This is a genomic window from Cognatundibacterium aquatile (genome assembly GCF_014699135.1).
Lineage (GTDB): Bacteria > Pseudomonadota > Gammaproteobacteria > Burkholderiales > Burkholderiaceae_D > Undibacterium > Undibacterium aquatile.
Genome location: NZ_JACOFT010000005.1, coordinates 214,207 through 236,145 on the forward strand (window position 1 = coordinate 214,207; position 21,939 = coordinate 236,145).

Sequence of the window (21,939 nt, forward strand, 5' to 3'; positions counted from 1 at the left end):
AGACAAGATGAGCACCACAACTGTTGATCACGCTCACGATCATTCGCACGACCACGCGCACGACCATCCTCATGGTTTCCGCCGCTGGTTGTTTGCCACCAATCATAAAGATATCGGTAGTCTGTATTTATGGTTTGCATTCACGATGCTGTTATCAGGCGGCGTTCTCGCCCTGATTATCCGTGCTGAGTTATTTCAGCCCGGGCTGCAACTGGTGCAACCGGAATTCTTTAACCAATTGACGACCATGCATGGCCTGATCATGGTGTTCGGTGCGATCATGCCGGCCTTCGTTGGTTTCGCCAACTGGATGATCCCGCTGCAAATCGGCGCATCCGATATGGCGTTTGCGCGGATGAATAACTTCTCATTCTGGCTGATGCCACCCGCCGCGATTCTGCTGGTGTCGTCATTCTGGGTACCGGGTGGTGCAACCGCAGCAGGCTGGACGCTGTATGCACCGTTGTCCACACAAATGGGACCTGGTATGGACATGGCGATTTTTGCAGTCCACATCATGGGTGCATCGTCCATCATGGGCTCGATCAACATCATCACTACGATTCTGAACATGCGCGCTCCAGGCATGACGCTGATGAAAATGCCGATGTTCTGCTGGACTTGGTTAATTACGGCTTACCTGCTGATCGCGGTGATGCCGGTATTGGCTGGTGCGATCACCATGACCCTGACTGACCGTCATTTCGGCACGTCCTTCTTCAACGCTGCCGGTGGCGGTGATCCTGTGATGTATCAACACATTTTCTGGTTCTTCGGACATCCAGAGGTGTACATCATGATTTTGCCAGCGTTCGGTATTATTTCCCAGATCGTGCCTGCGTTTGCGCGCAAGCCTTTGTTCGGCTATGCATCGATGGTGTATGCAACTGCATCGATCGCGATTCTGTCGTTCATCGTCTGGGCGCATCACATGTTTACCACCGGTATGCCAGTGACGGCGCAGTTGTTCTTCATGTATGCCACCATGCTGATCTCGGTTCCTACCGGTGTGAAAGTATTTAACTGGGTGGCAACGATGTGGAAGGGCTCGATGACTTTCGAAACGCCGATGTTGTTTGCGGTTGGTTTCATTTTCGTCTTCACCATCGGTGGTTTCACTGGACTGATACTGGCGGTGACGCCGATTGATATTCAGTTGCAGGATACTTACTACGTGGTCGCGCATTTCCATTATGTGCTGGTCGCCGGTTCGCTGTTTGCCTTGTTCGCGGGTTACTACTACTGGAGCCCGAAATGGACAGGCTTCATGTATAACGAAACTCGCGGTCAGATTCATTTCTGGCTGTCGCTGATCACATTTAACATCACTTTCTTCCCTATGCATTTCCTGGGGTTGGCCGGGATGCCACGTCGTTATGCTGATTATCCGGCGCAATTTACTGACTGGAATACGGTCGCTTCGGTCGGTGCGTTTGGTTTCGGTCTGATGCAGGTGTATTTCATACTGGCGGTCGTGATTCCTTCGATCAGAGGTGGAAAAGCTGCACCAGCAAAACCATGGGAAGGCGCAGAAGGGCTGGAGTGGACAGTACCAAGTCCGGCACCGTTCCACACCTTCGAAGAGCCTCCTGTCGTTAAATAATGAATAAAGGCAGAGGTGCCGGATAATTTTCCGCTACATCTGAATAAAAATGAAAAACGACAACAAACCTAACAACTTACGCACTGCATTAATCCTGCTTTCTGTCGCGTTGATATTTTTTATCGGCGTGTTTGTCAAACAGGGCTTATTGCGGTGAAGCGGAATACCTGATGTCTGGATCAGACGAAAACTCGAAGACTGAAGCCCATCAGCTGAATGCCAGAATGTTTGGCAAGCTGCTGTTGATCGCGGTCATGATGTTTGGTTTTGGCTATGCGTTGGTACCGATTTACAAACAGATTTGTGAGTTGACTGGTGTGAATATCCTGACGCCAAAAGATATTTCGTTAAAAGAAGTCAGCAATTCTCAAATCGACAAAACGCGTGAAATTACTGTTGAGTTTGATGCGAACACGCAAGGGCCATGGCGTTTCCGCCCTACGGTTTCCAGCATCAAGGTGCATCCGGGTGAAATGACGCAAGTTGTTTATGAGGTGGTGAACAAACAGTCTTACAAGATGGATGCGCAGGCGATACCGAGCTATGCACCGCAGCAGGCAAGTAATTACTTCAAAAAGATGGAGTGTTTTTGTTTTCAACAGCAGACGCTGAATGCGAACGAGGCACGGCAAATGCCAGTGGTGTTTTACATTGACCCTGCGTTGCCGAAAGACGTGAAAACCATCACCTTGTCATATACGTTTTTTGAAGTCGGTGGTAAGAGCAAGGTAGCAAGTTCTGGCACACAAGGAAAAACATGAGTGATCTGAAGCAGGCGACGCAACGTAAGGTATCGTTTCTGGCGACGATGAAAGCGGTGTTCTGGTCATTTCTGGGTATCCGTAAGAAAAATGATTACGAGCAGGACGCCGCGCATCTGAATCCGGTGCACGTGATCATTGCGGGCATCATCGGCGCCCTGATCTTCATTTTTGTGCTGGTGCTGGTCGTCAAGTCTGTCGTCGCAAAATAATAATTCGAGTAGTACATTCAAATGTATCGGGAGATGGAAATGAGTACTTCAAACGCGAAAGCCCCTTATTACTTCGTGCCTGGACCGTCAAAGTGGCCGGTGTTGGCGGGAGCCTCCTTGTTGCTGACCATGATAGGCGCATCTGCCTGGGTGAATGCAGTGAGCTGGGGCTCTTATGTCAACTTTGCGGGTATTTTTCTGACAATGGTGGTGTTGTATAACTGGTTTGGTGATGCGATTGCCGAATCGGAAAGCGGCAAATACAGCGCCCGGATTGATGTCTCTTACCGCTGGAGCATGAGCTGGTTCATTTTTTCAGAAGTCATGTTCTTTGCTGCTTTTTTTGGCGCATTGTTTTATGCCCGAAGTATTTCCATGCCATGGCTGGCCGATCTGGATCACAAAGTATTATGGCCGGATTTTTCAGCGCAGTGGGGTAATGCTGGCCCTGCCGGCACGGTTGAAGCGTTTAAAACGATGGGACCATTTCCTATCCCGACGATTAATACCGCATTGCTGCTGACATCGGGCGTCACACTGACGATCTCGCATCATGCCTTGCGTGCCGGCCACCGTGGCACTACGGCTTTCTGGCTGGCTGCCACCGTCTTGCTGGGCGCGGTGTTCATGGGCTTCCAGGTTTATGAATACATGCATGCCTACAGTGAACTGAATCTGAAACTGACCTCCGGCATTTATGGTTCGACTTTCTTTATGCTGACCGGCTTCCACGGTTTCCATGTGACGATGGGAGCGATCATGTTGTCGGTGGTGCTGTACCGTGTTCTGAAGGGGCATTTCACACCAGAACAGCATTTCGCTTTTGAAGGCGCAGCGTGGTACTGGCACTTTGTTGACGTGGTCTGGCTGGGATTGTATGTCGTTGTCTACTGGCTCTGATTCGCGCAGCAGACTGAGCTGATTCGTTTTCAAATAAAAAAGCCGCACATGTGTTGCGGCTTTTTATTGTCGCTAAAGATGTCGCTGACTTATCTGATGCCGGTAGGCTGAATCAGCCCGAAATGATTGGCCAGTAATATCAGGATAAACAAGCTGATGGAAAAACCGACTCGGAAAGCGAGTGCTTTGACAGTACGGTTACTGCGCCCTTTGTCCTTCATCAGATAAACTAATGCCGATCCCATGCTGAAGATGATGAGGAAAAAAGCAATGGCGACGAGAATTTTCATACTGACTCTTTGACTAAGCGTTATGCTGGGTTGGCCGATCTCTTATTGTAATGCTTTTCATGCCTATTTCTTTCCGTTTCAGACTATTACCTTTCCTCGCGACCATTGCTGTCGTTGTCGTGGGGCTGAATCTGGGCATGTGGCAAAGCCGGCGTGCTGCGGAAAAAGAAGCGATCGCCGCAAAGATGGCGGAACGTATGAACAGCCCTGCCACGCAATGGCGCAGTGACACACCGGAGGAACAATTACAGCCTTTCAGTAAGGTGACGTTGCGCGGGCAGTTTCTCGAGACCTGGCCTATGTATCTGGATAATCGCCCCATGCAAGGCAGGGCAGGACTGTATGTATTGATGCCATTTAAGCTTGAGGGTAGTCGCCGCCATATTCTGGTTGCACGTGGTTGGCAAGCCCGAAACCCGCAGGACAGAACCGTGTTGCCGCGCTTGTTCACACCTTCAGGTACGATAGAAATTCAAGGCATTGTCAAAGAACATCTTGATCGTGTCATGCAACTGGGGCAGCCTGAACCGTATAAGCCCGGTGCGATTTTGCAAAATCTGGAGATCGCCAGCCTCGCGGCGGAAACCGGGTTAGCATTTTATCCTTTGATCGTCGAGCAGACATCGCTAACCGAAGACCATCTGCAACGCGATTGGCCAGCACCTTCGCTGGGGATCGATAAACATAAAGGATATGCATTTCAGTGGTATGCCTTGTCATTGATGGCAGGGATTTTTTTTGTAGTGACAGGAATACGTCGTGGAAAAAACGCAGAATCAAAAAACTAAAGGACGCTGGAAATTACTCATCGTGCTGGCCGTCTGTGCCGCACCGATGATAGCGTCTTATCTCGCTTATTACGTGATCAAGCCGGAAGGCCGAACCAATTACGGCACGATACTCGATCCGCGCCTGTACCCCATGCCAGAGCTACATGCGCGCTTGCTGGGTGCGAGCGATGCCAACGATACAAGCAATGCGGACAAACAGAATGGCTTGATGGCGTATCGTGGTAAATGGATCATGCTGACAATCAGCAGCGGTTCCTGCGATGCCGCATGTCAGAAAAAGCTGTATGACTTGCGCCAACTGAGGCTTGCGCAGGGCAAGGAAATGGACAGAATCGAACGGGTCTGGGCTGTCGTTGACGAACAAGCTGTCGATACCTTATTACTGCGTGAATACGATGGCATGCATGTGCTGAAAGCTGATGCAGACGCGCTCAGAAAATGGCTGCCGACAGAAAATGGAAGCCAGATCAGCGAACACATTTATATGATCGATCCATTGGGGAATCTGATGATGCGTTTCCCGAAAAATGCCGATCCGAATAAGATCAAAAAAGATATCAGCAAGCTGTTGCGTGCATCTGCGATAGGGTGACGCATGTTTTTACAACTCGCTCTGATAGCTTTGTGTGTCGCCGTTTTGCCCTTGTCTGTTGTAATCTGGTCGCGGGACACCGACAAACACCGCAAGCTGATTGCGGTCACCGTGGCGCTGACGTTTGAACTGATTATGTTCGGTGCTTTCACCCGACTGACAGATTCCGGTCTCGGCTGCCCTGACTGGCCCGGTTGCTATGGTCAGGCGAATCCTTTGCAATCACACGCCGATATCCGTGCGGCAGAGGCGGCGATGCCGCATGGCCCGGTGACACTGCAAAAAGCCTGGATAGAAATGATCCATCGTTATCTGGCGATGAGTGTCGGTGTACTGATCATCGCCCAGGTTTATCTCGCGTGGCGACGACGCCATGCCACAGGCATCTCGCCGTGGTTGGCCAGCTTTTTGTTGGCATTTGTTTGTCTGCAGGGCGCATTCGGCGCGTGGACCGTCACACTCAAACTGCAACCCGTGATCGTGACTACGCATCTGCTACTCGGGATGGGCTTGCTGGCGCTACTATCGGCGTCGCTCGAGCAGCATAGTCAGGCGCATGTCATTCAGACGGCTCAGGTATCCGGCTTGCGCTGGCCTGCGACTATTGCCTTAGTCTTACTCTTCATGCAAATTGCTTTGGGTGGCTGGGTCAGTACCAACTACGCTGCATTGGCTTGCCACGATTATCCCTTGTGTAATGGCGCAGTGATACCGACAATGGATTTTGAACACGGATTCAGTTTGTGGCGGCAACTGGGGCAGACTGCGAGCGGCGATTATTTACCATTTACGGCCTTGGTTGCCATTCATTGGGTACACCGCAATTTCGCCCTGCTGGTCGCGGTTGTGGTTGCCGTGGTTGCGTGGCGTGCCATGCACTTACCCGGATTTCAACGTCTGGGTCGTCAACTCATGCTGGCGATGGCAGCGCAATTCCTGATCGGGGTTTCGACCGTCTTTTTTTCCTGGCCCTTGTTGCTGGCGGTATTACATAACGGTGGGGCGGCTACCTTAGTGCTGTTGCTGACCATGTTAAACTACCGGGTCAGGCAGACGAAACTGATTGCCACACACTGACAGATATGACGACAATAAGCCTGACCTCCAACCGTTTTGCTCAATACTGGGCGCTGACCAAACCGCGCGTGACGCAACTGGCGGTGTTTTGTGCCGTCATCGGCATGTTTCTGGCCACGCCCGATTTACCCGACTGGCGTGTCGTGGTGGCCGCAACCATCGGCATCTGGCTGTTGGCTGGTGCCGCTTTTGCGGTGAATTGCCTGGTCGAGCGCGAGATTGATTCGCGCATGGCGCGTACCGCAAGGCGCGCCACAGCCGCCGGTGAAATCAGTGCATCCCAGACCTTATTGTTTTCAGGCGTGATCGGTGGTGCTGGTATGTGGGTGCTCTACACGCTGGTGAATCCGCTGACGATGTGGCTCACCTTTACCACCTTTGTCGGTTATGCCGTGGTGTACACCATTATTCTGAAGCCAGCGACGCCACAGAATATTGTGATTGGCGGTTTGTCTGGCGCGATGCCACCGGCACTCGGCTGGGCCGCGGTAGCAAACGATGTTCCTATGCAAGCGTGGTTGCTGGTGATGATAATTTTTGTCTGGACGCCGCCGCATTTCTGGGCGCTGGCGATGTACCGGCGCGATGACTACGCGCGCTCAGGTCTGCCTATGCTGCCGATTACGCATGGCCCCGAATTTACCCGTTTTCATATCTGGCTATATACCATCGCCTTGTTTGCGACGACGATGCTGCCGTATGCCGTGCAGATGAGCGGCCTGATTTATCTTGTCAGTGCCGTCATTCTCGGGGCGATTTTCCTCTGGTACGCATGGCGGATTTATCGCAATTACAACGATATTCTCGCCCGCAAAACATTCGCTTATTCGATCATTTACCTATCGCTGCTGTTTGCCGCGCTGCTGGTCGATCATTACATACGACTATGAACTTACTCAAAAAATTATTCGCTTGCGCTCTGATCGCAGGGCTGGCGGCTTGCGGCAAACCCGGAGAAAAATTTAATAATACCGACCTCACCGGGCTCGATTATGCGCAGGATTTTTCCCTCACCGATCACAATGGCAAAGCCCGTACGCTGAAGGATTTTCGCGGCAAGCTGGTGGTCATGTTCTTCGGTTACACCCAATGTCCTGATGTCTGCCCGACCACGATGGTGGAAATGGCGAACGTGATGCAGAAAATGGGGCCGCAGGCAGATAAAGTGCAGGTCTTGTTCGTCACGATAGACCCTGAACGCGATACGCAGGCATTGATGGCGGCGTATGTGCCGAACTTTGACCCGCGCTTCCTCGGTTTGTATGGCGATGCCGCCGCGACGGCAAAAGTGGCAAAAGACTTCAAAGTGTATTACCAGAAAGTGGACGGAAAAACGCCGACCAGTTACACCATGGATCACACGGCGGGCAGCTATGCCTTTGACACCGAAGGCCGCATCCGTTTATTCCTGCGCCATGGACAAGGTGCAGAACCTATCGTTCACGATTTAAAGCTGTTACTGAAGTAATTTTTCTGAACAGCCTGGCGCGGGCATATAAAACGGCCTGCTGAGCCTTAAATATACTGGGGGGAGTATATTTAAATGCCCAATGTTTTCAAGGAGATCAGGTGCAAAATCACAGATACTCCCCCTTTTTATCGATTTTCAGGGAATAAACAATAAAAAAAGGCACTCCGCAGAGTGCCTTTTTTCATGTGCGGTGTGATCAGGAAAAGCTGACCAGCGCACCTTTCATTTTTTTCAGCGCCGCACTTTCAATCTGACGGATGCGTTCGGCTGAAACACCATATTCATCTGCCAGTTCGTGCAGCGTCGCACCAGAGCCATCGTCATTTTTCAACCAGCGCGACTCGATAATATGACGTGAGCGGGCATCCAGTTTTGACAATGCCGATTCCAGCCCTTCGCTTTGCAAGCGATCGTATTGGCGTGATTCCAGTACCTGCGTAGGCTCTTCTGATTCTGTTTTCAGATAAGCGATCGGTGCGAATTTATCGTCATCATCATCGGTCGGTGCATCCAGCGCGATATCGCGACCAGACAGACGCATTTCCATTTCGATGACTTCTTCGCGTTTCACATCGAGAGTCTTCGCCAGCGCATCAATTTGCTTAGGCGACATGGTTTCCAGACCTTCTTTGTGGCTGCGCAGATTGAAAAACAGTTTGCGTTGCGCTTTGGTCGTCGCGACTTTGACTAAACGCCAGTTTTTCAGAATGTACTCGTGCATTTCGGCTTTAATCCAGTGCATCGCATATGACACCAGACGCACGCCCTGGTCTGGGTCAAAGCGTTTGACTGCTTTCATCAGGCCGATATTGCCTTCCTGGATCAGATCGGCGTGTGGCAAGCCATAGCCGAGGTAACCACGGGCAATGGATACAACCAGACGCAGATGCGACATCACCATCTGTTGCGCAGCGGACAGATCATTATTGTCACGCAGGCGAGTCGCCAGATCGATTTCTTCTTCATGCGTCAGCATAGGCAGGCGATTGACCGCAGAAATATAAGCGTCAATATTGCCCAGCGTACCTGTAAAGCCGAGCGCCAGCGCTGTGCTGTCTGATGCTGGAATAAGTTGTCTTGAAGTCATTGTGTTGTTCCTCTCAATTACTGCAGTCCGAGCAAAAAAATAACTCTGAACAAACGTACTATTTCCTAATATTAGCACTCTCTTGAGAAGAGTGCTAATTCTCGTGAAAATGATGATTTCATCAAGATGAGGTCAGAGGTAAAAGCGGGTATTCCAGACTCTCGCCGAGTATTGTTGCCAGTGGTCGCCACTGGTAACTCTGCAGAAATTTCTGGAATCGGCTTTCTTACTCTGCTTTAAACAGGCGGTTAGAGCAGCGATTTTTGGGAAAGTTGCAAATCATTATGTATCAGTTTGTTCGCGCCAGTTGACGGCGGACGGACAGATAAGCCCCAGCCAGACCCAGTAACATGCTGACACCCAGCAACATCAGGCTGGGTAATATGCCCAGCGGTACCAGCCGGAATTCGGAGGCATAAAGTTTGGCAAATTCCGCAATGGCCTGATTCAGTGGCTGCAGAGAGGCAGCAATGGCGGCCAGTGCCAGGCTTCCTGCCAGCAAACCCAGCAGCGCGCCGGTGTAATAGTAGGGGCGATGAATAAAGCTGTTGGTCGCACCTAACAAACGGGTAACGGAAATTTCAGCCTGATGCGAAATCACTTGCAGACGGGTCGCATTAAACACGACCACAATCACGACTACGCCCAGTGTCGTTGCCAGAAACAGCAAACCTATCTGCAATATCTGCACAAGTGCCGCCAGCCGTTTAACCCATGCTGAGTCAACCTGAACCACCTCAACATCGGGCAAGGCCTGCAGTTGTTCGACCAGTTTATCGAGTTTTGCTGCATCATTATTCGACAGCGAAAGCACGTAAGCATCCGGCAGGGGATTGCCGCCCAGTGTTGATAGCACTTCTGCGAGGCTGGACGCATCCTGCATCGCCGCCAGTGCTTTTTCTTTTGGTGTAAAGCTCAGTTTGCCGCTGATGTTGCTGTCTTTCAGCAGACGCTTGATTGGTACTGACAAAGCGGTCGCATTTTCACGCGCGGTGTCGGTCGTCATAAATATACTGATTTCCGGTTCTATCGATAACTGTGAAGAGATAGGACGGATATTTTCAATCAGCGTGAGTCCGGCAATCGGCAGCGCCAGCGCGATGGCGACCACCAGCACATTGAAGATAAAATTTCCGGTACCGGCGCGCAAGTGGGTGAATGCGCTTTTCAGTGCAAACAGATGTTCACGAAACCAGATGGTCATAGGGATTTCCTTGAAGGCGTAATAGCAGGCGGAAGTCAGGCGGCAGCGCCTGTTGTCCATGAATCCGAGATTTGTCCATTGCTCAGATAGATCACGCGGTCGGCCTGATCCAGGAATTGCTCATCGTGACTGGATATGATGCAAGTGACGCCGGCGCTCTGGAATGCTTTTAACGCGCTCAGCACTTTATTCGCATTGTCTCTGTCCAGAAACGCGGTAGGTTCGTCAGCCAGAATAATTTTGGGGCGATTCACGATCGCACGCGCAATGGCAACACGCTGCTGTTCGCCACCGGAAAGCTCCAGCGGCAAGGCATTGGCTTTATCCAGCAATCCGACTTTTTCCAGTGCGACGCAGGCACGTGATTCTGCTTCATTCGAAGTAGCGCCGGTCACAATCAGCGGCAGCATGACGTTGTCGAGAACGCTGCGGTCGGTCAGTAATTTCTGATCCTGCAAAATTAATCCGAGCTTGCGGCGCAAATACGGCAGGCTACCGGTTTTGAGTTTGCTGACATCCTGACCATTGACGATGACATGGCCGCTGGTCGGCTTTTCTATGCCTGCGATCATTTTTAATAAAGTCGATTTTCCGGCACCAGAGGGGCCCGCCAGAAAAATGAGTTCTCCATCCTGGATGGTCAGAGAGATATCGCGCAAAGCGTAGGCATCACGCGAATATTGTTTAGTGACGTTATCGAATTCGATCATGATCGTTGCACTGACTGTCTGTGATTTTAATTAAACAAGGCGTCGACGAATTCCTGCGCGTTGAATGGTTGCAGATCCTCGATCTGCTCGCCGATGCCAATGAAATAGACTGGTATCGGGCGGGTCTTCGCAATTGCAGCCAGAACGCCGCCTTTTGCTGTGCCATCTAATTTGGTGATGATCAAACCGGTCAGTTGCAATGCATCGTCAAACGCCCTGACTTGTGCCAGCGCGTTTTGTCCGGTGTTGCCATCAATGATCAGCAACACTTCCTGCGGTGCGCCTTCCATGCCTTTGGCAATCACACGCTTGATCTTTTTCAGTTCTTCCATCAGATGCAATTGAGTCGGCAAACGCCCTGCGGTATCGACCATCACCACATCTGTGCCACGTGCACGCGCGGACGCAACGGCGTCAAACGCAACCGCTGCCGGATCGCCGGATTCCTGCGAAATCACCGTCACATCATTGCGCTCACCCCAGACCGATAATTGCTCGCGCGCTGCAGCGCGGAAAGTATCGCCAGCCGCCAGCAACACGGACTGATGGTGCACTTGCATGTGCTTCGCGAGTTTGCCTATGGTGGTGGTTTTTCCTGCGCCGTTAACGCCGGCAATCATCATGACCAGCGGCTGATGACGACCCAGTTCCAGCGGCTTTTGCAAAGGTGTGAGCAATTCCAGCAAAAGCGTTTTGAGCGCTGTTTTGACTTGTTCTGCTTCGGTTAATTTTTCTTCTTTGACTTTCTTTTTCAGCGTATCGAGCAAAAACAAGGTTGCTTCAACGCCTGCGTCAGATGTCAATAACGCTGCTTCGAGTTCGTCATATAGCTCATCATCAATACGCGCGCCGATAAACAGCGTGGTCAGATTCGATGAGGTTTTGGCCAGACCAGCTTTCAGACGGCTCAGCCATGAACGCTTTTGTTCAGGTTGTGGCGCAGGAGCCGACGCAGACGTAGATGCAACTTCGTCGACTGCCGTTGTCGCCGTCGTGGTCACTGGCTGTGCTGCTGGTTCAGCAATTGTCTGCGGCAGCTCGGCAGGCGTAGTCGGTATTGCCGCAGAAGCAGGCGTAGCAACGACTTCTGGCGTTACTACCGGTTCTTCTTTGGGTTTTCTTTTGAAAAAACTAAACATCGGATGATTTTGTCGGAGAGGGGAAGCTGCAAACTGCTGACCCAAGTATTAGAATGCAGCCATTCTAACAGACCGCGCCGGGTAATTTGACTTACCAGTGTCATTCAACTAATGAAAACCAAGACTAAAAAACCCGTATCTCCTCAAAGAGTCGCCCATCAGGTGCGAATCATTGGCGGCCAGTGGAAGCGCAGCTTGTTAAGCGTGATTGAGGCCGATGGCCTGAGACCAACGCCAGACCGTGTCCGTGAAACGACATTTAATTGGTTGAACCATCTTTTTAACGCGAATTGGGCGCAAGTCAGTTGCCTGGATTTATTTGCCGGCAGCGGTGCACTGGGATTTGAAGCCGCCAGCCGTGGTGCGCGTCTGGTCACGATGGTGGAGTCACATACGCCGGCGTTCAAGCAGCTCGAACAGGTTAAAGCTAAACTCGAAGCGCATCAGTGCCAGTTGCTCAGGGGCGATGCTGGTAAAGTGATCACGAGCGTTGCTGCCGAAGGGAAAAAATTTGACCTGATCCTGCTCGATCCGCCTTTCGGGCAGGGCTGGCTGGCAAAAATTTTGCCTGTTTGCCGCGAAGCGCTGAGTAATGATGGGTATGTTTACGTCGAAGCAGAATTCCCGCTCGACGAGCAAAGTAGTGACCCGGATATGCAGGAATTGCTGAGCGGATGGCAGGTGATACGGGCGGATAAAGCCGGAAGTGTGTATTTCCATATTCTGCAACGCAACATTTTGCAGCATAATGCGCACGAAAATCAGGCATAATGCCAGATCAATTTAGTGCATATCATTATGCAAACAGCGCAAATAGCGAAAATAAGGAGTCAAGATGGTCACAGCCGTTTATCCGGGAACATTTGATCCGCTGACCCGCGGTCACGAAGATCTGGTGCGTCGCGCCTCAGGTCTTTTTGATACTTTGGTGGTTGGTGTTGCCGACAGTAAAAATAAACGGCCATTTTTCTCTCTGGAAGAACGCCTGAGCATTGCGAATGAAGTGCTGGGACATTATCCGAATGTGCGGGTGGAGAGTTTTTCTGGCTTGCTCAAGGATTTCGTCAGGAAAAATGATGCCCGCGTGATCGTGCGTGGTCTGCGGGCCGTGTCGGATTTTGAATATGAGTTTCAGATGGCAGGGATGAACCGTTATCTGTTGCCGGATGTGGAAACGCTGTTTCTGACGCCGTCTGACCAGTATCAGTTTATCTCAGGTACGATCGTGCGTGAAATCGCGATGTTTGGCGGTGATGTATCCAAGTTCGTTTTCCCTTCGGTTGATCGTTGGCTCAAGCAGAAGGTTGACGCGCTGAACGAAAGTAAATAAAGCGTTACTGCCATGCCGCAGATGCGCAGATGAAATGAAAGTGAAGTAAGTATGGCCCTGATGATTACTGACGATTGCATTAACTGCGACGTGTGTGAACCCGAATGCCCGAATGACGCGATTTTTATGGGGCCGGAGATTTATGAAATCGACCCGCATAAATGTACGGAATGTGTTGGTCACTACAAAGAACCGCAATGCAAGCAGGTTTGTCCGGTGAACTGTATTCCATTCAATCCTGAATGGCGTGAGACGCCAGCGCAGTTGCAGGCGAAATACGAACATTTACAAGCGGCACAAGTTAAATAATTTCGTTGCCGCAGCCGGTTATTCGCAACGCACCTGATTTCTGCCGGAACGTTTAGCATCATACAAAGCGCGGTCGGCGCGAGAGATCATTTCTCTTGCCACCGCAGTCGCCTCGCCCAGATTGTGTTTCTCCGACACGGTCGTCAATCCGATAGAAATCGTGGTGGAACAATGTCCCTTATCTGACAGTGTAAATGGTTTGCCTGCGATGCTGCGACGTATGCGTTCTGCTACCAGCATGGCGTCCTGCAGATTGGCGTTAATCAGTAAAACTACAAATTCCTCACCGCCGAAACGCCCCAGCGTATCGCTGAGCCGTAACTCTGCCTTGATCCGCTTTGCCACTTCACACAAAACATCATCACCGCCCTGATGACCATGCTGGTCATTAATTTTCTTGAAAAAATCGATGTCCAGATACATACAGGCGATGCCGTAAGACTGGCGACGGGCGCGAGCAATTTCCTCCAGCGTGCGTTGTTCGACATAGCGGCGATTACTGACATTCGTCAGTGGGTCTGTCAGACCGATATAAACGAGTCGTTCATTATTCAGAACATTTTCTAAACAGATCGCAATGATGGAACCCAGGCGCTCAATGAAATCGGTTGCCATCGTTGTCAGGAAACGCTCTGCACTGAAGCTGCCCAGATTCAGATAGCCGATCAGGCGGTTTTGCCGCAGCAGCGGAATGACCGCAACACTGGCGGGTTTTTTGGCGCAGCTGCGATATAAGTTACCGTACAGATGACCCTGATATTTGCCTAACAACGGTTTGTAAGACAGCAGTGCTTTGGTCTGTAATTCGTGTTCGTGGCGGACAAAAAGCAGGCCGGGAAACTCTTGCAGGTCAATGCGCAGATCGTTCAGCATTTGTTGTAAATCCTGACGCGGATCGACCAGAGCGAGGGTCACGATATCAAGATCGGACGTGTTTGCCAGTTCGCTGAAAATATAGCTGATCAGTTCTTTGAAATGACTCGCACCGATGATTTTCAATTCAAAACTCTGATGACGCGCAAGTATGCTTTGATTCCTGTGAGCCAGTTCCAGGATATCGTCGAGCTGTGAGCGGAGGGCGTGATTCTCCACCCGGAGATTTTCCAGACTTTGTGCCTGACGTCTGGCGTTCACATTGGCTCTGTCCATACTTCCTTATTTTTTTCGAGAGAATGCGGTATTCAAAACGCAATCGGCATCTCAACTTCATCGCCGACGCGTAGTACTAAACCCGCACCTTGTTCGAGGATGACGTTCATGCCAAATGTAATTTCGCCATCAACAATCGGGTTGGCGCGATAGCTTTGTAAAATGTCGACGGGGCTTGCGCCGACTTCACCCGTCAATTGATCGACCGCCGGAATCGGGCAGCGCGGGCAGGGTTTAACAGGACGCAGCTGTATGCCATTTTCCAGCAGATAGCTGGCGGCATAGTCTTCCTCGAATGCCTCAACGCCCTCAATGACGATGTTAGGGCGGAAGCGGTTCATGGGGACGGCCTGACGTCCTTGTGCAATGGCTCTGCGATTCAGATCTTCGAGTGAGGCCTGCGCAATCAATAGTAAAGGGTAACCATCCGCAAAGTGGGTCGGCGCCAGTGTGTCGCCAGTCCATTTGGTATTGGCGTAACGCTGTGCCTGTGGCGAGAAACGCACCAGCCGGCATCGCGTACCTAAGGCTTGGCTAAACCAGATCGCCGCTTCTTCACCGGCATCATTTGCGATGACTTCCGTTTCCCATATCTGGACAGTGATTTTTTGCGCATCGGCATTCGCTTTGAGCGAAATACTCAGCGTTGCCATCGCATCGGTATCGACGCGTAAGGTGTCACCAGCAATCGTTATCCGCAGACAGGCCATGCGGGGATATTCACGTTGCGTCAGAAAAAGACCGCTCTCATCGACCAGCATCCATTCACGGTCACTGACACCGCCGTAGCTCAATCCACTCGCGGTTATCACTGCTTCTGTCAGCGCAATGCCAGCACAGGATTTGATTGGATACATCGTGAGTTCGGAAATGGAGGGCATGCGGTAAATCTGAGAGTAAATGCGGTCAGGTCAACTATTTTAATGCCTTATGGCAAAACCGGTGAGTTTAAATTGTCAATCACATCACTTTTAAGGTGCATCAGCGGTGCCACGGAATTGCAGACGGTAGGCGGAAGGCGAAATTTTCAGCACTTGTGCAAAATACCGTCGCATCAGTAGGGCGGAGCCGAAACCGGCAGCGGATGCAATCTCTTCGATAGTCTGCCGGCTCGATTCCAATTGCCGTTGCGCATAGTTCAGTCTTTGATGCAGCAGCCACTTGCCAACCGTGGTTCCTGTCAGTTGCTGAAAATGACGGGTAAATGTTCTGCGACTCATCAGCGCTTTATTGGCCAGCATATCCAGCGTTTGCGTCTGATCTAAATGACTGTGCATCCAATGTAAGACTTTCCCTAAGCGATCGTCGCTGGCAAGTACCGGTATGGGTTGTTCTATGTATTGCGCTTGTCCGCCCTGACGATGGGGGGCTACCACCAGCCTGCGTGCAACCTGATTCGCTAACTCGGCACCAAAGTAGGTGCGCAGCAGATGAAGGCAGCAATCAATACCCGCCGCGGTTCCTGCCGATGTCGTGATTTTGTCCTGATCAACGTACAGTACATCCGGCTTGACATGGACTTGCGGATAGCGACTCGCAAACTCCTGCGCCAGTGCCCAATGGGTCGTTGCCTCGCGTTGATTCAGCAAACCAGCATCGGCTAATACGAAAGCGCCGAGGCAAAGGCCAACGATATGTGCTCCGTTTTTGTTAGCCACGCGCAGCAATTTGATTAACTCGTCCGGCGTCGTTCGTAAATCTTCGTGCCACGATGGAATGATAATGATGTCGGCTCGCCTGAGTGTTGACAGGCCATATTTGGTTTCCAGCGTATAGCCTGCACTGGTTCTGATTTTGTGATTTCCCGCTGTGCCCGCCTGCGAGCAGACACGTAAGCGTATTTCAGGGGTGTCAGCGTATTTATGCAAGTCACCGAACACCAGGCTGGGTACCGATAAATGAAACGGGCTGATGCCATCAAACGCCAGCACGCCAATCGTAAGCGGCGATGCAGCGGATTTTATTAATGTGGTAGATGGAGTTGACATGGCCTGATTGTATCTAAATATGTCAATCGGGTCACTCTGAAAGACAGCGAATTTCACGCAAAATATTCGTTCATACAGCACCGCATTTGTTGCTGATACTGAGTTGCCTCGCTTATCTGAAAAAGGAAAATATATGTCTGCTCCCGCATTAAACCCGTCCGCACCGCGCCGCGCCCTGATTGTGATTGACGTGCAGAATGAATACTTCAGTGGTCAGATGCGCATCAGTTATCCCGATCCGCAATCGTCTTTGCAGCAGATAGGCAGGGCGATGGATGCTGCGCATCACGCAGGAATTCCTGTTTTGATTATTCAGCATTCTGCGCCTGAAACGTCACCGGTGTTCGCCCGTGGTTCCGCAACCTGGGCATTGCATGACGAGCTTATGCAACGACCGTTTGATGTGTTAATAGAAAAAGCCAAGGCCAGCGCATTTAGCGGAACAACACTGGATGCGCAATTGCAGGCATTACAGATCGACACGCTGAGCATCGTTGGCTATATGACGCATAACTGCAATGCCAGCACCGTATTTGAGGCTGCGCATCGTGGCTATCAGGTCGAAATCCTGAGCGATGCCAGCGGCTCGCTGCCGTACCGCAATGCTGCTGGCGCTGCCAGTGCGGAAGAAATCCACCGCGTATTTCAGGTCGTATTTCATTCAAATTTTGCCAGCTCCTGTACGACAGACCAGTGGTTAGCTGCACTTGAGCAACAAGTCCCGCTCAGTCGCAGCAATGTCTATACTTCGCACCAGGACGCAATCAGCAAACCGCCAGCAAGCCGTGAGCAGCCCTAAGCGCTGACGCCAATAAAAAAGCGGAGCCCGGTTATGAGCTCCGCTTGCTAGCGTGCAATCAGGCCTGAACAGATCTGACTTTTATTGTCCGACTCAGACGTTAAACAGGAAGTTCAGAACGTCGCCATCTTTCACAACGTATTCCTTGCCTTCGGCGCGCATTTTGCCGGCTTCTTTGGCGCCCGCTTCGCCTTTGTGGGCGATGTAGTCATCGAATGCGATGGTTTGGGCGCGGATGAAGCCGCGTTCAAAGTCGGTGTGAATCACACCTGCTGCTTGCGGTGCGGTGTCGCCGATGTGGATAGTCCATGCGCGGACTTCTTTAACACCTGCGGTGAAGTAAGTTTGCAGGCCGAGTAATTTGTAAGCTGCGCGGATCAGTCGATCAAGGCCAGGTTCTTCCATGCCCATATCGGCCAGGAAATCGGCTTTGTCGGCGTCATCCAGATCGGCGATTTCAGATTCGATCGCAGCGCAGATGGCCACGATAGGCGCATTCTGGGATGCGGCAAATGCGGTCAGTTGATCCAGCAATGGATTATTGGTAAAGCCGTCGTCGGAAACGTTGGCGACATACATCGCAGGCTTGGCGGTGATCAGGCACAGTGGTTTGATCAATGCCATTTCGTCGGCATCCAGACCCAGTGCGCGTACTGGCTTGGCTTCGTTCAGCGCTGGCATGATGCGTTCCAGCAAAGCGACCAGCTTGGCAGCATCTTTGTCGCCGGAGCGGGCTTTTTTGTTTTCGCGGTGGATCGCTTTTTCCACGCTGCCCATATCGGCCAGCGCGAGTTCGGTTTGTATCACTTCGATGTCATCCAGCGGGCTGACTTTACCGGCAACGTGAATCACATTGTCATCTTCAAAGCAGCGTACGACGTTGACGATCGCATCTGTTTCACGGATGTGCGCGAGAAACTGGTTACCCAGACCTTCGCCTTTGGATGCGCCAGCGACCAGACCGGCGATATCGACAAATTCCACAATCGCATTTTGTATGCGTTCAGGTTTGACGATTTCCGACAATTGTTTCAGGCGTGGATCGGGTACTTCCACTACGCCGACGTTAGGCTCAATGGTGCAGAAAGGATAGTTTTCTGCCGGGATGCCCGCTTTAGTCAGTGCATTGAATAAGGTGGATTTGCCGACGTTAGGCAGGCCGACGATGCCGCATTGGAGACTCATAGTGTTTTGCCGATCAGATTGAATTAACCCGCTATTTTACCGGATTTGACTGCCATTCTGACCCGGATACTGCTGATACGCTGCAAATAAGCGAGTAACAGGCCGCCGGCAATGGTTAATCCGAGGATCAGACCGATCCAGAATCCTTGCGATGCCATTGGTGACGATGGCCGCCACGGCATCCATTCCGGCGCTAATCCCAGCAGGCAGCCTATCGGCAGGGCAAAACCATAAAACGCCATCAGATGAATCAGCATCGGGGTACGGGTGATTTTGTAGCCACGGATTGCGCAGGATGCTGTGACCTGCGCTGCATCGGATAACTGGAAAATAGCGGCGAACAACAGCAGATCCGCCGCTAGTTTTTGCACTGCCGGGTCTGAGGTATATGCTGCCGCGATACTGTCGCGGAAGACCGTAATGCCGGTGGCGGAGACAAATGAAAAGGCAAGCGAGAGGCCAACCCCAACCCAGGATACAAAGCGCGCGCGCAGCTCATCGCCTTCGCCGAGTGCCTGACCGACGCGGGTCGTCATGGCGATGCCCAAGCTCATCGGCACCATGAATACCAGCGAGGAAAAATTCAGCGCAATCTGATTCGCCGCGACTTCAATCACACCGAAACGGGCGATCAGCAAACCGACTGAGGCAAATGCCGATACTTCGGCAAAATACGTGACACCAATAGGCAGACCCAGCTTGAGCGTGGAGCGAATTTCAGCCCAGTGTGGCGGCTCGACATGCGAAAACGGATTGGTCGCACGATATGCCGGAGCGCGTCGCATCCACCAGATCATCGTACCGAACATCAACCAGATACCGACGCCGGTCGCGACCGCGCAGCCGCTGGCGCCGAGTTGTGGCAGACCGAAATGGCCATAGATCAGCAGCCAGTTCATGACGACATTAAACAGCAGCCCGCCCAATGCCATCACCATCACAGGCTTGGTCTGATTCAGACTGGTGGTGTAGCCATACAAGGCGCGGTACATCGCAAAAGCAGGCATGCCTATGCTGATGATATGCACAAAGCGGCTCGCTTTTTCCTGTACTTCCGGCTGCAGTTGCAGATGTGAAAATACAAGCGTGGACGCATTCAGTAACAGGCAGGCGATTAAACCGACGCCAAGACCCAACCACAGCGATTGCCTGACGATATGCGGAACGCGCTCGTATTGTTCAGCGCCGACTTCATGCGAAACGACAGCATTGACCGCCATCATGATGCCCATCACCGTCACCAGCACGATAGTCCAGAGTGAAGTGCCGAGCGAGACGGCAGCCAGCTCTTCGGCATTGAAATGCCCGGTCATCGCAACGTCGGCGACACCCATGCCTACTGTGGCAAGCTGGCCGATTAAAACAGGCCAGGCAATTTGCCAGAGAGCGGCGGCTTCGGTGCGGATGCGGGTTTTCATGCTGAACTTCTGTCTTTCTTGAAAGGATCAGCATCTTAACCGATCACTGTGACAGACTCAAAAAATCTGCACCAAAATTGGGATGACCGGGGCAGTTTTATTTCATCACCAAGTAAATATGCGCCGTACAGAGCATTTATCTCTTGTAAGGCGCATATTGATTGGGGCTATGTATTTGAAATTCAGTTCAGCTAAGTCAGTTCAACTAAGTCAGTTTAGTGATTCAGGAGGCGGACTTGCGACATGTCCGGCCGTGCGATGAACGCTGCGAGATCATCGCGCATACGGGCGCTGTCTGCGATCGCGATTTTCCATTGCTGAACGCGCAGCGCATGATTCAGCCCGTAATGGAAAAAATCCTGCCGATCCGGCAGTTTGCCGCGCGGCAGTTGCCGTACAAATTCTGGCGAAGGCGAAATCATGATCACATTGTCGACCCAGTTGCGATGACGGCCTTGGCCTGCACGTCGCCACGGCAGCGCTTTATCGAGCCAGCCGGGGATGATGCGGTCGGTGAAATGCGGATACAACACCAGCCCGGCATCGCCCTTGTCCGCATTGCTTAGTATGCGCTCGTAAGGCAGGGCCAGATGGTAATCGATCATGCCGCCATCCCAGTAGGTGCCAGCCGGTGCGCCTGGAATCTGCCTGACCGGTTCCATCACCAGCGGCAGGGTGCCGGATGCCAGTAATGCGGGCGCGAGATTGTCGGTGCTTAAGTCGCACAAATGGGTAGGGAAATGATCGAATGGCTTTTCCAGCCAGGTGCTAGCTGCGGCGCGATTGCCGATGACCACGCGTTCTATATGCCGCGCCAGAAAATCGCGTGACAGCAGATTGGCGAATGCGGCGCTGGCGAAACCGGCTCTCGCCTGCATTGCGGTGGTGGGTGACTGCAACAGACCACGCCCGCGATTCGTCAGTATCTGCAAATGCTGTAAAGGGTGATTGACGATTTCATGCTCGTAGCCGCTGATGAAACGCTGCAATAATTGCGTGATCTCTTGCGTCACCAGCGCGGCGGGAGGTTTTTCCGGATACTGCTGTTCGCAATACAGATCGGCCAGCCTTTGAAATGCCGCGACAGGATTCGCACAACTTGCCGCCGCCATGCGCCAGGCACCGATGGATGCGCCGATCAGCGTGCGCTGGCGCGGTGCTGCAGGCAGCCATTCACCGAACAACCATTGATCCAGTCCTTGCAAAATCAGACCTTTGGGGCCACCGGCAGCAGCGGGAATCAGCGCGATATCTGCTGCCTGCAGACCATGTTGCTGAAGGTGCGCAAAGGCCGTTTTTCCGGCAAAAATCTGCATGGAAGAAGGCATCTCTAAGTTGTCCCGCTTACTTTGCGCTGGTATGCAGACGGGTCATCGCTTCGGCGGTCTGACCTTCGACCATCAGGGGCAGCACATCTAAACTTTTTGCTATCGCTTCGTCGATCAGTGGCTGCTCTTCTTTACGCGGCCGATGCAGTACGAAATCGGCGACGCCCTGATTCAGATTCAGCGTGCGCGGATGGCCGATACCAATCCGTAGTCGCCAGTAATCTTGCGTGCCCAGCGCTGCCGTAATATCTTTGAGCCCGTTATGGCCGCCCGAAGATCCGCCTTTTTTCAGTTTGGCGACACCGGGCAGCATATCGAGTTCATCGTGCACGACCAGCACCTGATCCGGCGTGATTTTATAAAAGCGGCAGATCGCACCGACAGATTGCCCGGACCGGTTCATAAACGTTTGCGGTTCCAGCAGCCAGACTTCCTCTCCCGCAATACGTGTTTTACCGACCAGCGCATTAAAATTTTTATCGCGCTGCAAGCTGACCCGTAGCTGATCGATCAGCCAGAAGCCAGCATTGTGGCGGGTTTGTTCATACTCAGGCCCCGGATTACCGAGGCCGACAATCAGACGAATAGACATGGTG

26 protein-coding genes are annotated in these 21,939 nt (G+C 52.0%); 14 read left to right on the forward strand and 12 right to left on the reverse strand.

Features of this window, described 5'->3' with window-relative positions:
- Positions 1 to 7: 7 nt before the first annotated feature.
- Genes ctaD through H8K26_RS14305 form a run of 5 tightly spaced genes read left to right on the forward strand, consistent with a single transcriptional unit; the run spans position 8 to position 3,476 of the window.
- Positions 8 to 1,603, forward strand: coding sequence for a cytochrome c oxidase subunit I (gene ctaD, locus H8K26_RS14290; RefSeq protein WP_186884459.1), 1,596 nt, complete (start codon positions 8 to 10; stop codon positions 1,601 to 1,603).
- Positions 1,604 to 1,652: 49 nt separating this feature from the next.
- Positions 1,653 to 1,760 (forward strand): cytochrome oxidase small assembly protein, encoded by a 108-nt coding sequence (locus H8K26_RS17800; RefSeq protein ID WP_222610806.1) that lies wholly within the window; start codon positions 1,653 to 1,655, stop codon positions 1,758 to 1,760.
- 13 nt (positions 1,761 to 1,773) lie between these two features.
- Positions 1,774 to 2,364, forward strand: a complete 591-nt coding sequence (locus H8K26_RS14295) for a cytochrome c oxidase assembly protein (RefSeq protein WP_190480460.1) — start codon at positions 1,774 to 1,776, stop codon at positions 2,362 to 2,364.
- Positions 2,361 to 2,576 (forward strand): DUF2970 domain-containing protein, encoded by a 216-nt coding sequence (locus tag H8K26_RS14300; RefSeq protein WP_186884461.1) that lies wholly within the window; start codon positions 2,361 to 2,363, stop codon positions 2,574 to 2,576. Before H8K26_RS14295 ends, H8K26_RS14300 begins: the two co-directional genes overlap by 4 nt.
- A gap of 39 nt (positions 2,577 to 2,615) precedes the next feature.
- Positions 2,616 to 3,476 (forward strand): cytochrome c oxidase subunit 3, encoded by an 861-nt coding sequence (locus tag H8K26_RS14305; protein WP_190480462.1) that lies wholly within the window; start codon positions 2,616 to 2,618, stop codon positions 3,474 to 3,476.
- Positions 3,477 to 3,565: 89 nt separating this feature from the next.
- Here the strand turns inward: H8K26_RS14305 and H8K26_RS14310 are convergent, their stop codons facing one another.
- Positions 3,566 to 3,766, reverse strand: a complete 201-nt coding sequence (locus H8K26_RS14310; RefSeq protein WP_186884463.1) for a twin transmembrane helix small protein — start codon at positions 3,764 to 3,766, stop codon at positions 3,566 to 3,568.
- A gap of 59 nt (positions 3,767 to 3,825) precedes the next feature.
- Between H8K26_RS14310 and H8K26_RS14315 the strand changes: the two genes are divergently transcribed.
- The 5 genes from H8K26_RS14315 to H8K26_RS14335 are packed head-to-tail and all read left to right on the forward strand — an operon-like array spanning position 3,826 to position 7,694.
- Complete coding sequence (locus H8K26_RS14315; protein ID WP_190480464.1) at positions 3,826 to 4,554, forward strand: SURF1 family protein; 729 nt, start codon at positions 3,826 to 3,828, stop codon at positions 4,552 to 4,554.
- Positions 4,555 to 4,600: 46 nt separating this feature from the next.
- Positions 4,601 to 5,149: an SCO family protein gene (locus H8K26_RS14320; RefSeq protein WP_223827047.1), complete on the forward strand. Its 549-nt coding sequence runs from the start codon at positions 4,601 to 4,603 to the stop codon at positions 5,147 to 5,149.
- 3 nt (positions 5,150 to 5,152) lie between these two features.
- Positions 5,153 to 6,226, forward strand: a complete 1,074-nt coding sequence (locus H8K26_RS14325) for a COX15/CtaA family protein (protein ID WP_190480467.1) — start codon at positions 5,153 to 5,155, stop codon at positions 6,224 to 6,226.
- Between the two features lie 5 nt (positions 6,227 to 6,231).
- Positions 6,232 to 7,116: a heme o synthase gene (gene cyoE / locus H8K26_RS14330; protein WP_186897727.1), complete on the forward strand. Its 885-nt coding sequence runs from the start codon at positions 6,232 to 6,234 to the stop codon at positions 7,114 to 7,116.
- Complete coding sequence (locus tag H8K26_RS14335) at positions 7,113 to 7,694, forward strand: SCO family protein (protein ID WP_190480469.1); 582 nt, start codon at positions 7,113 to 7,115, stop codon at positions 7,692 to 7,694. The genes cyoE and H8K26_RS14335 overlap by 4 nt, the downstream gene beginning before the upstream one ends.
- Positions 7,695 to 7,893: 199 nt before the next feature.
- On the opposite strand, the gene rpoH is transcribed toward H8K26_RS14335, so the two are convergent.
- The 4 genes from rpoH to ftsY form a co-directional block, all read right to left on the reverse strand.
- A complete protein-coding gene (rpoH, locus tag H8K26_RS14340; RefSeq protein ID WP_186884469.1) occupies positions 7,894 to 8,784 on the reverse strand; it encodes an RNA polymerase sigma factor RpoH in 891 nt (296 codons plus the stop codon).
- A 289-nt stretch (positions 8,785 to 9,073) separates the two neighbouring features.
- Positions 9,074 to 9,988, reverse strand: a complete 915-nt coding sequence (locus tag H8K26_RS14345) for a cell division protein FtsX (RefSeq protein ID WP_190480471.1) — start codon at positions 9,986 to 9,988, stop codon at positions 9,074 to 9,076.
- Positions 9,989 to 10,023: 35 nt separating this feature from the next.
- Complete coding sequence (locus tag H8K26_RS14350) at positions 10,024 to 10,698, reverse strand: cell division ATP-binding protein FtsE (RefSeq protein ID WP_190480473.1); 675 nt, start codon at positions 10,696 to 10,698, stop codon at positions 10,024 to 10,026.
- A gap of 26 nt (positions 10,699 to 10,724) precedes the next feature.
- The gene (ftsY, locus tag H8K26_RS14355; protein WP_190480475.1) at positions 10,725 to 11,837 is read right to left on the reverse strand and encodes a signal recognition particle-docking protein FtsY; all 1,113 of its coding nucleotides are present in this window, start codon (positions 11,835 to 11,837) and stop codon (positions 10,725 to 10,727) included.
- A 111-nt stretch (positions 11,838 to 11,948) separates the two neighbouring features.
- Here ftsY and rsmD point away from each other — a divergent pair, with 111 nt between their 5' ends.
- The 3 genes from rsmD (at position 11,949) to H8K26_RS14370 (ending at position 13,476) form a co-directional block, all read left to right on the forward strand.
- Complete coding sequence (gene rsmD / locus H8K26_RS14360; RefSeq protein ID WP_190480477.1) at positions 11,949 to 12,608, forward strand: 16S rRNA (guanine(966)-N(2))-methyltransferase RsmD; 660 nt, start codon at positions 11,949 to 11,951, stop codon at positions 12,606 to 12,608.
- A gap of 64 nt (positions 12,609 to 12,672) precedes the next feature.
- The gene (coaD, locus tag H8K26_RS14365) at positions 12,673 to 13,167 is read left to right on the forward strand and encodes a pantetheine-phosphate adenylyltransferase (protein WP_186884474.1); all 495 of its coding nucleotides are present in this window, start codon (positions 12,673 to 12,675) and stop codon (positions 13,165 to 13,167) included.
- Between the two features lie 51 nt (positions 13,168 to 13,218).
- The gene (locus tag H8K26_RS14370; protein WP_186884475.1) at positions 13,219 to 13,476 is read left to right on the forward strand and encodes a YfhL family 4Fe-4S dicluster ferredoxin; all 258 of its coding nucleotides are present in this window, start codon (positions 13,219 to 13,221) and stop codon (positions 13,474 to 13,476) included.
- An 18-nt stretch (positions 13,477 to 13,494) separates the two neighbouring features.
- Here H8K26_RS14370 and H8K26_RS14375 read toward each other — a convergent pair whose 3' ends face one another.
- From H8K26_RS14375 to H8K26_RS14385, 3 genes are all read right to left on the reverse strand, one after another.
- Positions 13,495 to 14,625 (reverse strand): GGDEF domain-containing protein, encoded by a 1,131-nt coding sequence (locus H8K26_RS14375; RefSeq protein WP_190480479.1) that lies wholly within the window; start codon positions 14,623 to 14,625, stop codon positions 13,495 to 13,497.
- A gap of 32 nt (positions 14,626 to 14,657) precedes the next feature.
- On the reverse strand, positions 14,658 to 15,506 hold the full coding sequence (locus H8K26_RS14380; RefSeq protein ID WP_190480481.1) for an MOSC domain-containing protein: 849 nt from the start codon (positions 15,504 to 15,506) through the stop codon (positions 14,658 to 14,660).
- A 90-nt stretch (positions 15,507 to 15,596) separates the two neighbouring features.
- Positions 15,597 to 16,613, reverse strand: a complete 1,017-nt coding sequence (locus tag H8K26_RS14385) for a GlxA family transcriptional regulator (RefSeq protein WP_190480483.1) — start codon at positions 16,611 to 16,613, stop codon at positions 15,597 to 15,599.
- Between the two features lie 133 nt (positions 16,614 to 16,746).
- Here H8K26_RS14385 and H8K26_RS14390 point away from each other — a divergent pair, with 133 nt between their 5' ends.
- A complete protein-coding gene (locus H8K26_RS14390) occupies positions 16,747 to 17,412 on the forward strand; it encodes a cysteine hydrolase family protein (protein WP_190480484.1) in 666 nt (221 codons plus the stop codon).
- 93 nt (positions 17,413 to 17,505) lie between these two features.
- Here the strand turns inward: H8K26_RS14390 and ychF are convergent, their stop codons facing one another.
- From ychF to pth, 4 genes are all read right to left on the reverse strand, one after another.
- Positions 17,506 to 18,597 (reverse strand): redox-regulated ATPase YchF, encoded by a 1,092-nt coding sequence (gene ychF, locus H8K26_RS14395; protein WP_186884480.1) that lies wholly within the window; start codon positions 18,595 to 18,597, stop codon positions 17,506 to 17,508.
- Between the two features lie 23 nt (positions 18,598 to 18,620).
- Complete coding sequence (locus H8K26_RS14400) at positions 18,621 to 20,015, reverse strand: MATE family efflux transporter (protein WP_190480486.1); 1,395 nt, start codon at positions 20,013 to 20,015, stop codon at positions 18,621 to 18,623.
- A 215-nt stretch (positions 20,016 to 20,230) separates the two neighbouring features.
- Positions 20,231 to 21,343, reverse strand: a complete 1,113-nt coding sequence (locus H8K26_RS14405; RefSeq protein ID WP_190480488.1) for a patatin-like phospholipase family protein — start codon at positions 21,341 to 21,343, stop codon at positions 20,231 to 20,233.
- A 16-nt stretch (positions 21,344 to 21,359) separates the two neighbouring features.
- Complete coding sequence (pth, locus tag H8K26_RS14410) at positions 21,360 to 21,935, reverse strand: aminoacyl-tRNA hydrolase (protein WP_186884483.1); 576 nt, start codon at positions 21,933 to 21,935, stop codon at positions 21,360 to 21,362.
- Positions 21,936 to 21,939 lie beyond the last annotated feature (4 nt).

What these genes read in the sequence shown, in the direction of transcription:
- ctaD (WP_186884459.1), top strand. Translation starts at nt 8, where the DNA reads ATGAGCACCACAACTGTTGATCACGCTCACGATCATTCGCACGACCAC.
- H8K26_RS17800 (WP_222610806.1), top strand. Translation starts at nt 1,653, where the DNA reads ATGAAAAACGACAACAAACCTAACAACTTACGCACTGCATTAATCCTG.
- H8K26_RS14295 (WP_190480460.1), top strand. Translation starts at nt 1,774, where the DNA reads ATGTCTGGATCAGACGAAAACTCGAAGACTGAAGCCCATCAGCTGAAT.
- H8K26_RS14300 (WP_186884461.1), top strand. Translation starts at nt 2,361, where the DNA reads ATGAGTGATCTGAAGCAGGCGACGCAACGTAAGGTATCGTTTCTGGCG.
- H8K26_RS14305 (WP_190480462.1), top strand. Translation starts at nt 2,616, where the DNA reads ATGAGTACTTCAAACGCGAAAGCCCCTTATTACTTCGTGCCTGGACCG.
- H8K26_RS14310 (WP_186884463.1), bottom strand. Translation starts at nt 3,766, where the DNA reads ATGAAAATTCTCGTCGCCATTGCTTTTTTCCTCATCATCTTCAGCATG.
- H8K26_RS14315 (WP_190480464.1), top strand. Translation starts at nt 3,826, where the DNA reads ATGCCTATTTCTTTCCGTTTCAGACTATTACCTTTCCTCGCGACCATT.
- H8K26_RS14320 (WP_223827047.1), top strand. Translation starts at nt 4,601, where the DNA reads ATGATAGCGTCTTATCTCGCTTATTACGTGATCAAGCCGGAAGGCCGA.
- H8K26_RS14325 (WP_190480467.1), top strand. Translation starts at nt 5,153, where the DNA reads ATGTTTTTACAACTCGCTCTGATAGCTTTGTGTGTCGCCGTTTTGCCC.
- cyoE (WP_186897727.1), top strand. Translation starts at nt 6,232, where the DNA reads ATGACGACAATAAGCCTGACCTCCAACCGTTTTGCTCAATACTGGGCG.
- H8K26_RS14335 (WP_190480469.1), top strand. Translation starts at nt 7,113, where the DNA reads ATGAACTTACTCAAAAAATTATTCGCTTGCGCTCTGATCGCAGGGCTG.
- rpoH (WP_186884469.1), bottom strand. Translation starts at nt 8,784, where the DNA reads ATGACTTCAAGACAACTTATTCCAGCATCAGACAGCACAGCGCTGGCG.
- H8K26_RS14345 (WP_190480471.1), bottom strand. Translation starts at nt 9,988, where the DNA reads ATGACCATCTGGTTTCGTGAACATCTGTTTGCACTGAAAAGCGCATTC.
- H8K26_RS14350 (WP_190480473.1), bottom strand. Translation starts at nt 10,698, where the DNA reads ATGATCGAATTCGATAACGTCACTAAACAATATTCGCGTGATGCCTAC.
- ftsY (WP_190480475.1), bottom strand. Translation starts at nt 11,837, where the DNA reads ATGTTTAGTTTTTTCAAAAGAAAACCCAAAGAAGAACCGGTAGTAACG.
- rsmD (WP_190480477.1), top strand. Translation starts at nt 11,949, where the DNA reads ATGAAAACCAAGACTAAAAAACCCGTATCTCCTCAAAGAGTCGCCCAT.
- coaD (WP_186884474.1), top strand. Translation starts at nt 12,673, where the DNA reads ATGGTCACAGCCGTTTATCCGGGAACATTTGATCCGCTGACCCGCGGT.
- H8K26_RS14370 (WP_186884475.1), top strand. Translation starts at nt 13,219, where the DNA reads ATGGCCCTGATGATTACTGACGATTGCATTAACTGCGACGTGTGTGAA.
- H8K26_RS14375 (WP_190480479.1), bottom strand. Translation starts at nt 14,625, where the DNA reads ATGGACAGAGCCAATGTGAACGCCAGACGTCAGGCACAAAGTCTGGAA.
- H8K26_RS14380 (WP_190480481.1), bottom strand. Translation starts at nt 15,506, where the DNA reads ATGCCCTCCATTTCCGAACTCACGATGTATCCAATCAAATCCTGTGCT.
- H8K26_RS14385 (WP_190480483.1), bottom strand. Translation starts at nt 16,613, where the DNA reads ATGTCAACTCCATCTACCACATTAATAAAATCCGCTGCATCGCCGCTT.
- H8K26_RS14390 (WP_190480484.1), top strand. Translation starts at nt 16,747, where the DNA reads ATGTCTGCTCCCGCATTAAACCCGTCCGCACCGCGCCGCGCCCTGATT.
- ychF (WP_186884480.1), bottom strand. Translation starts at nt 18,597, where the DNA reads ATGAGTCTCCAATGCGGCATCGTCGGCCTGCCTAACGTCGGCAAATCC.
- H8K26_RS14400 (WP_190480486.1), bottom strand. Translation starts at nt 20,015, where the DNA reads ATGAAAACCCGCATCCGCACCGAAGCCGCCGCTCTCTGGCAAATTGCC.
- H8K26_RS14405 (WP_190480488.1), bottom strand. Translation starts at nt 21,343, where the DNA reads ATGCCTTCTTCCATGCAGATTTTTGCCGGAAAAACGGCCTTTGCGCAC.
- pth (WP_186884483.1), bottom strand. Translation starts at nt 21,935, where the DNA reads ATGTCTATTCGTCTGATTGTCGGCCTCGGTAATCCGGGGCCTGAGTAT.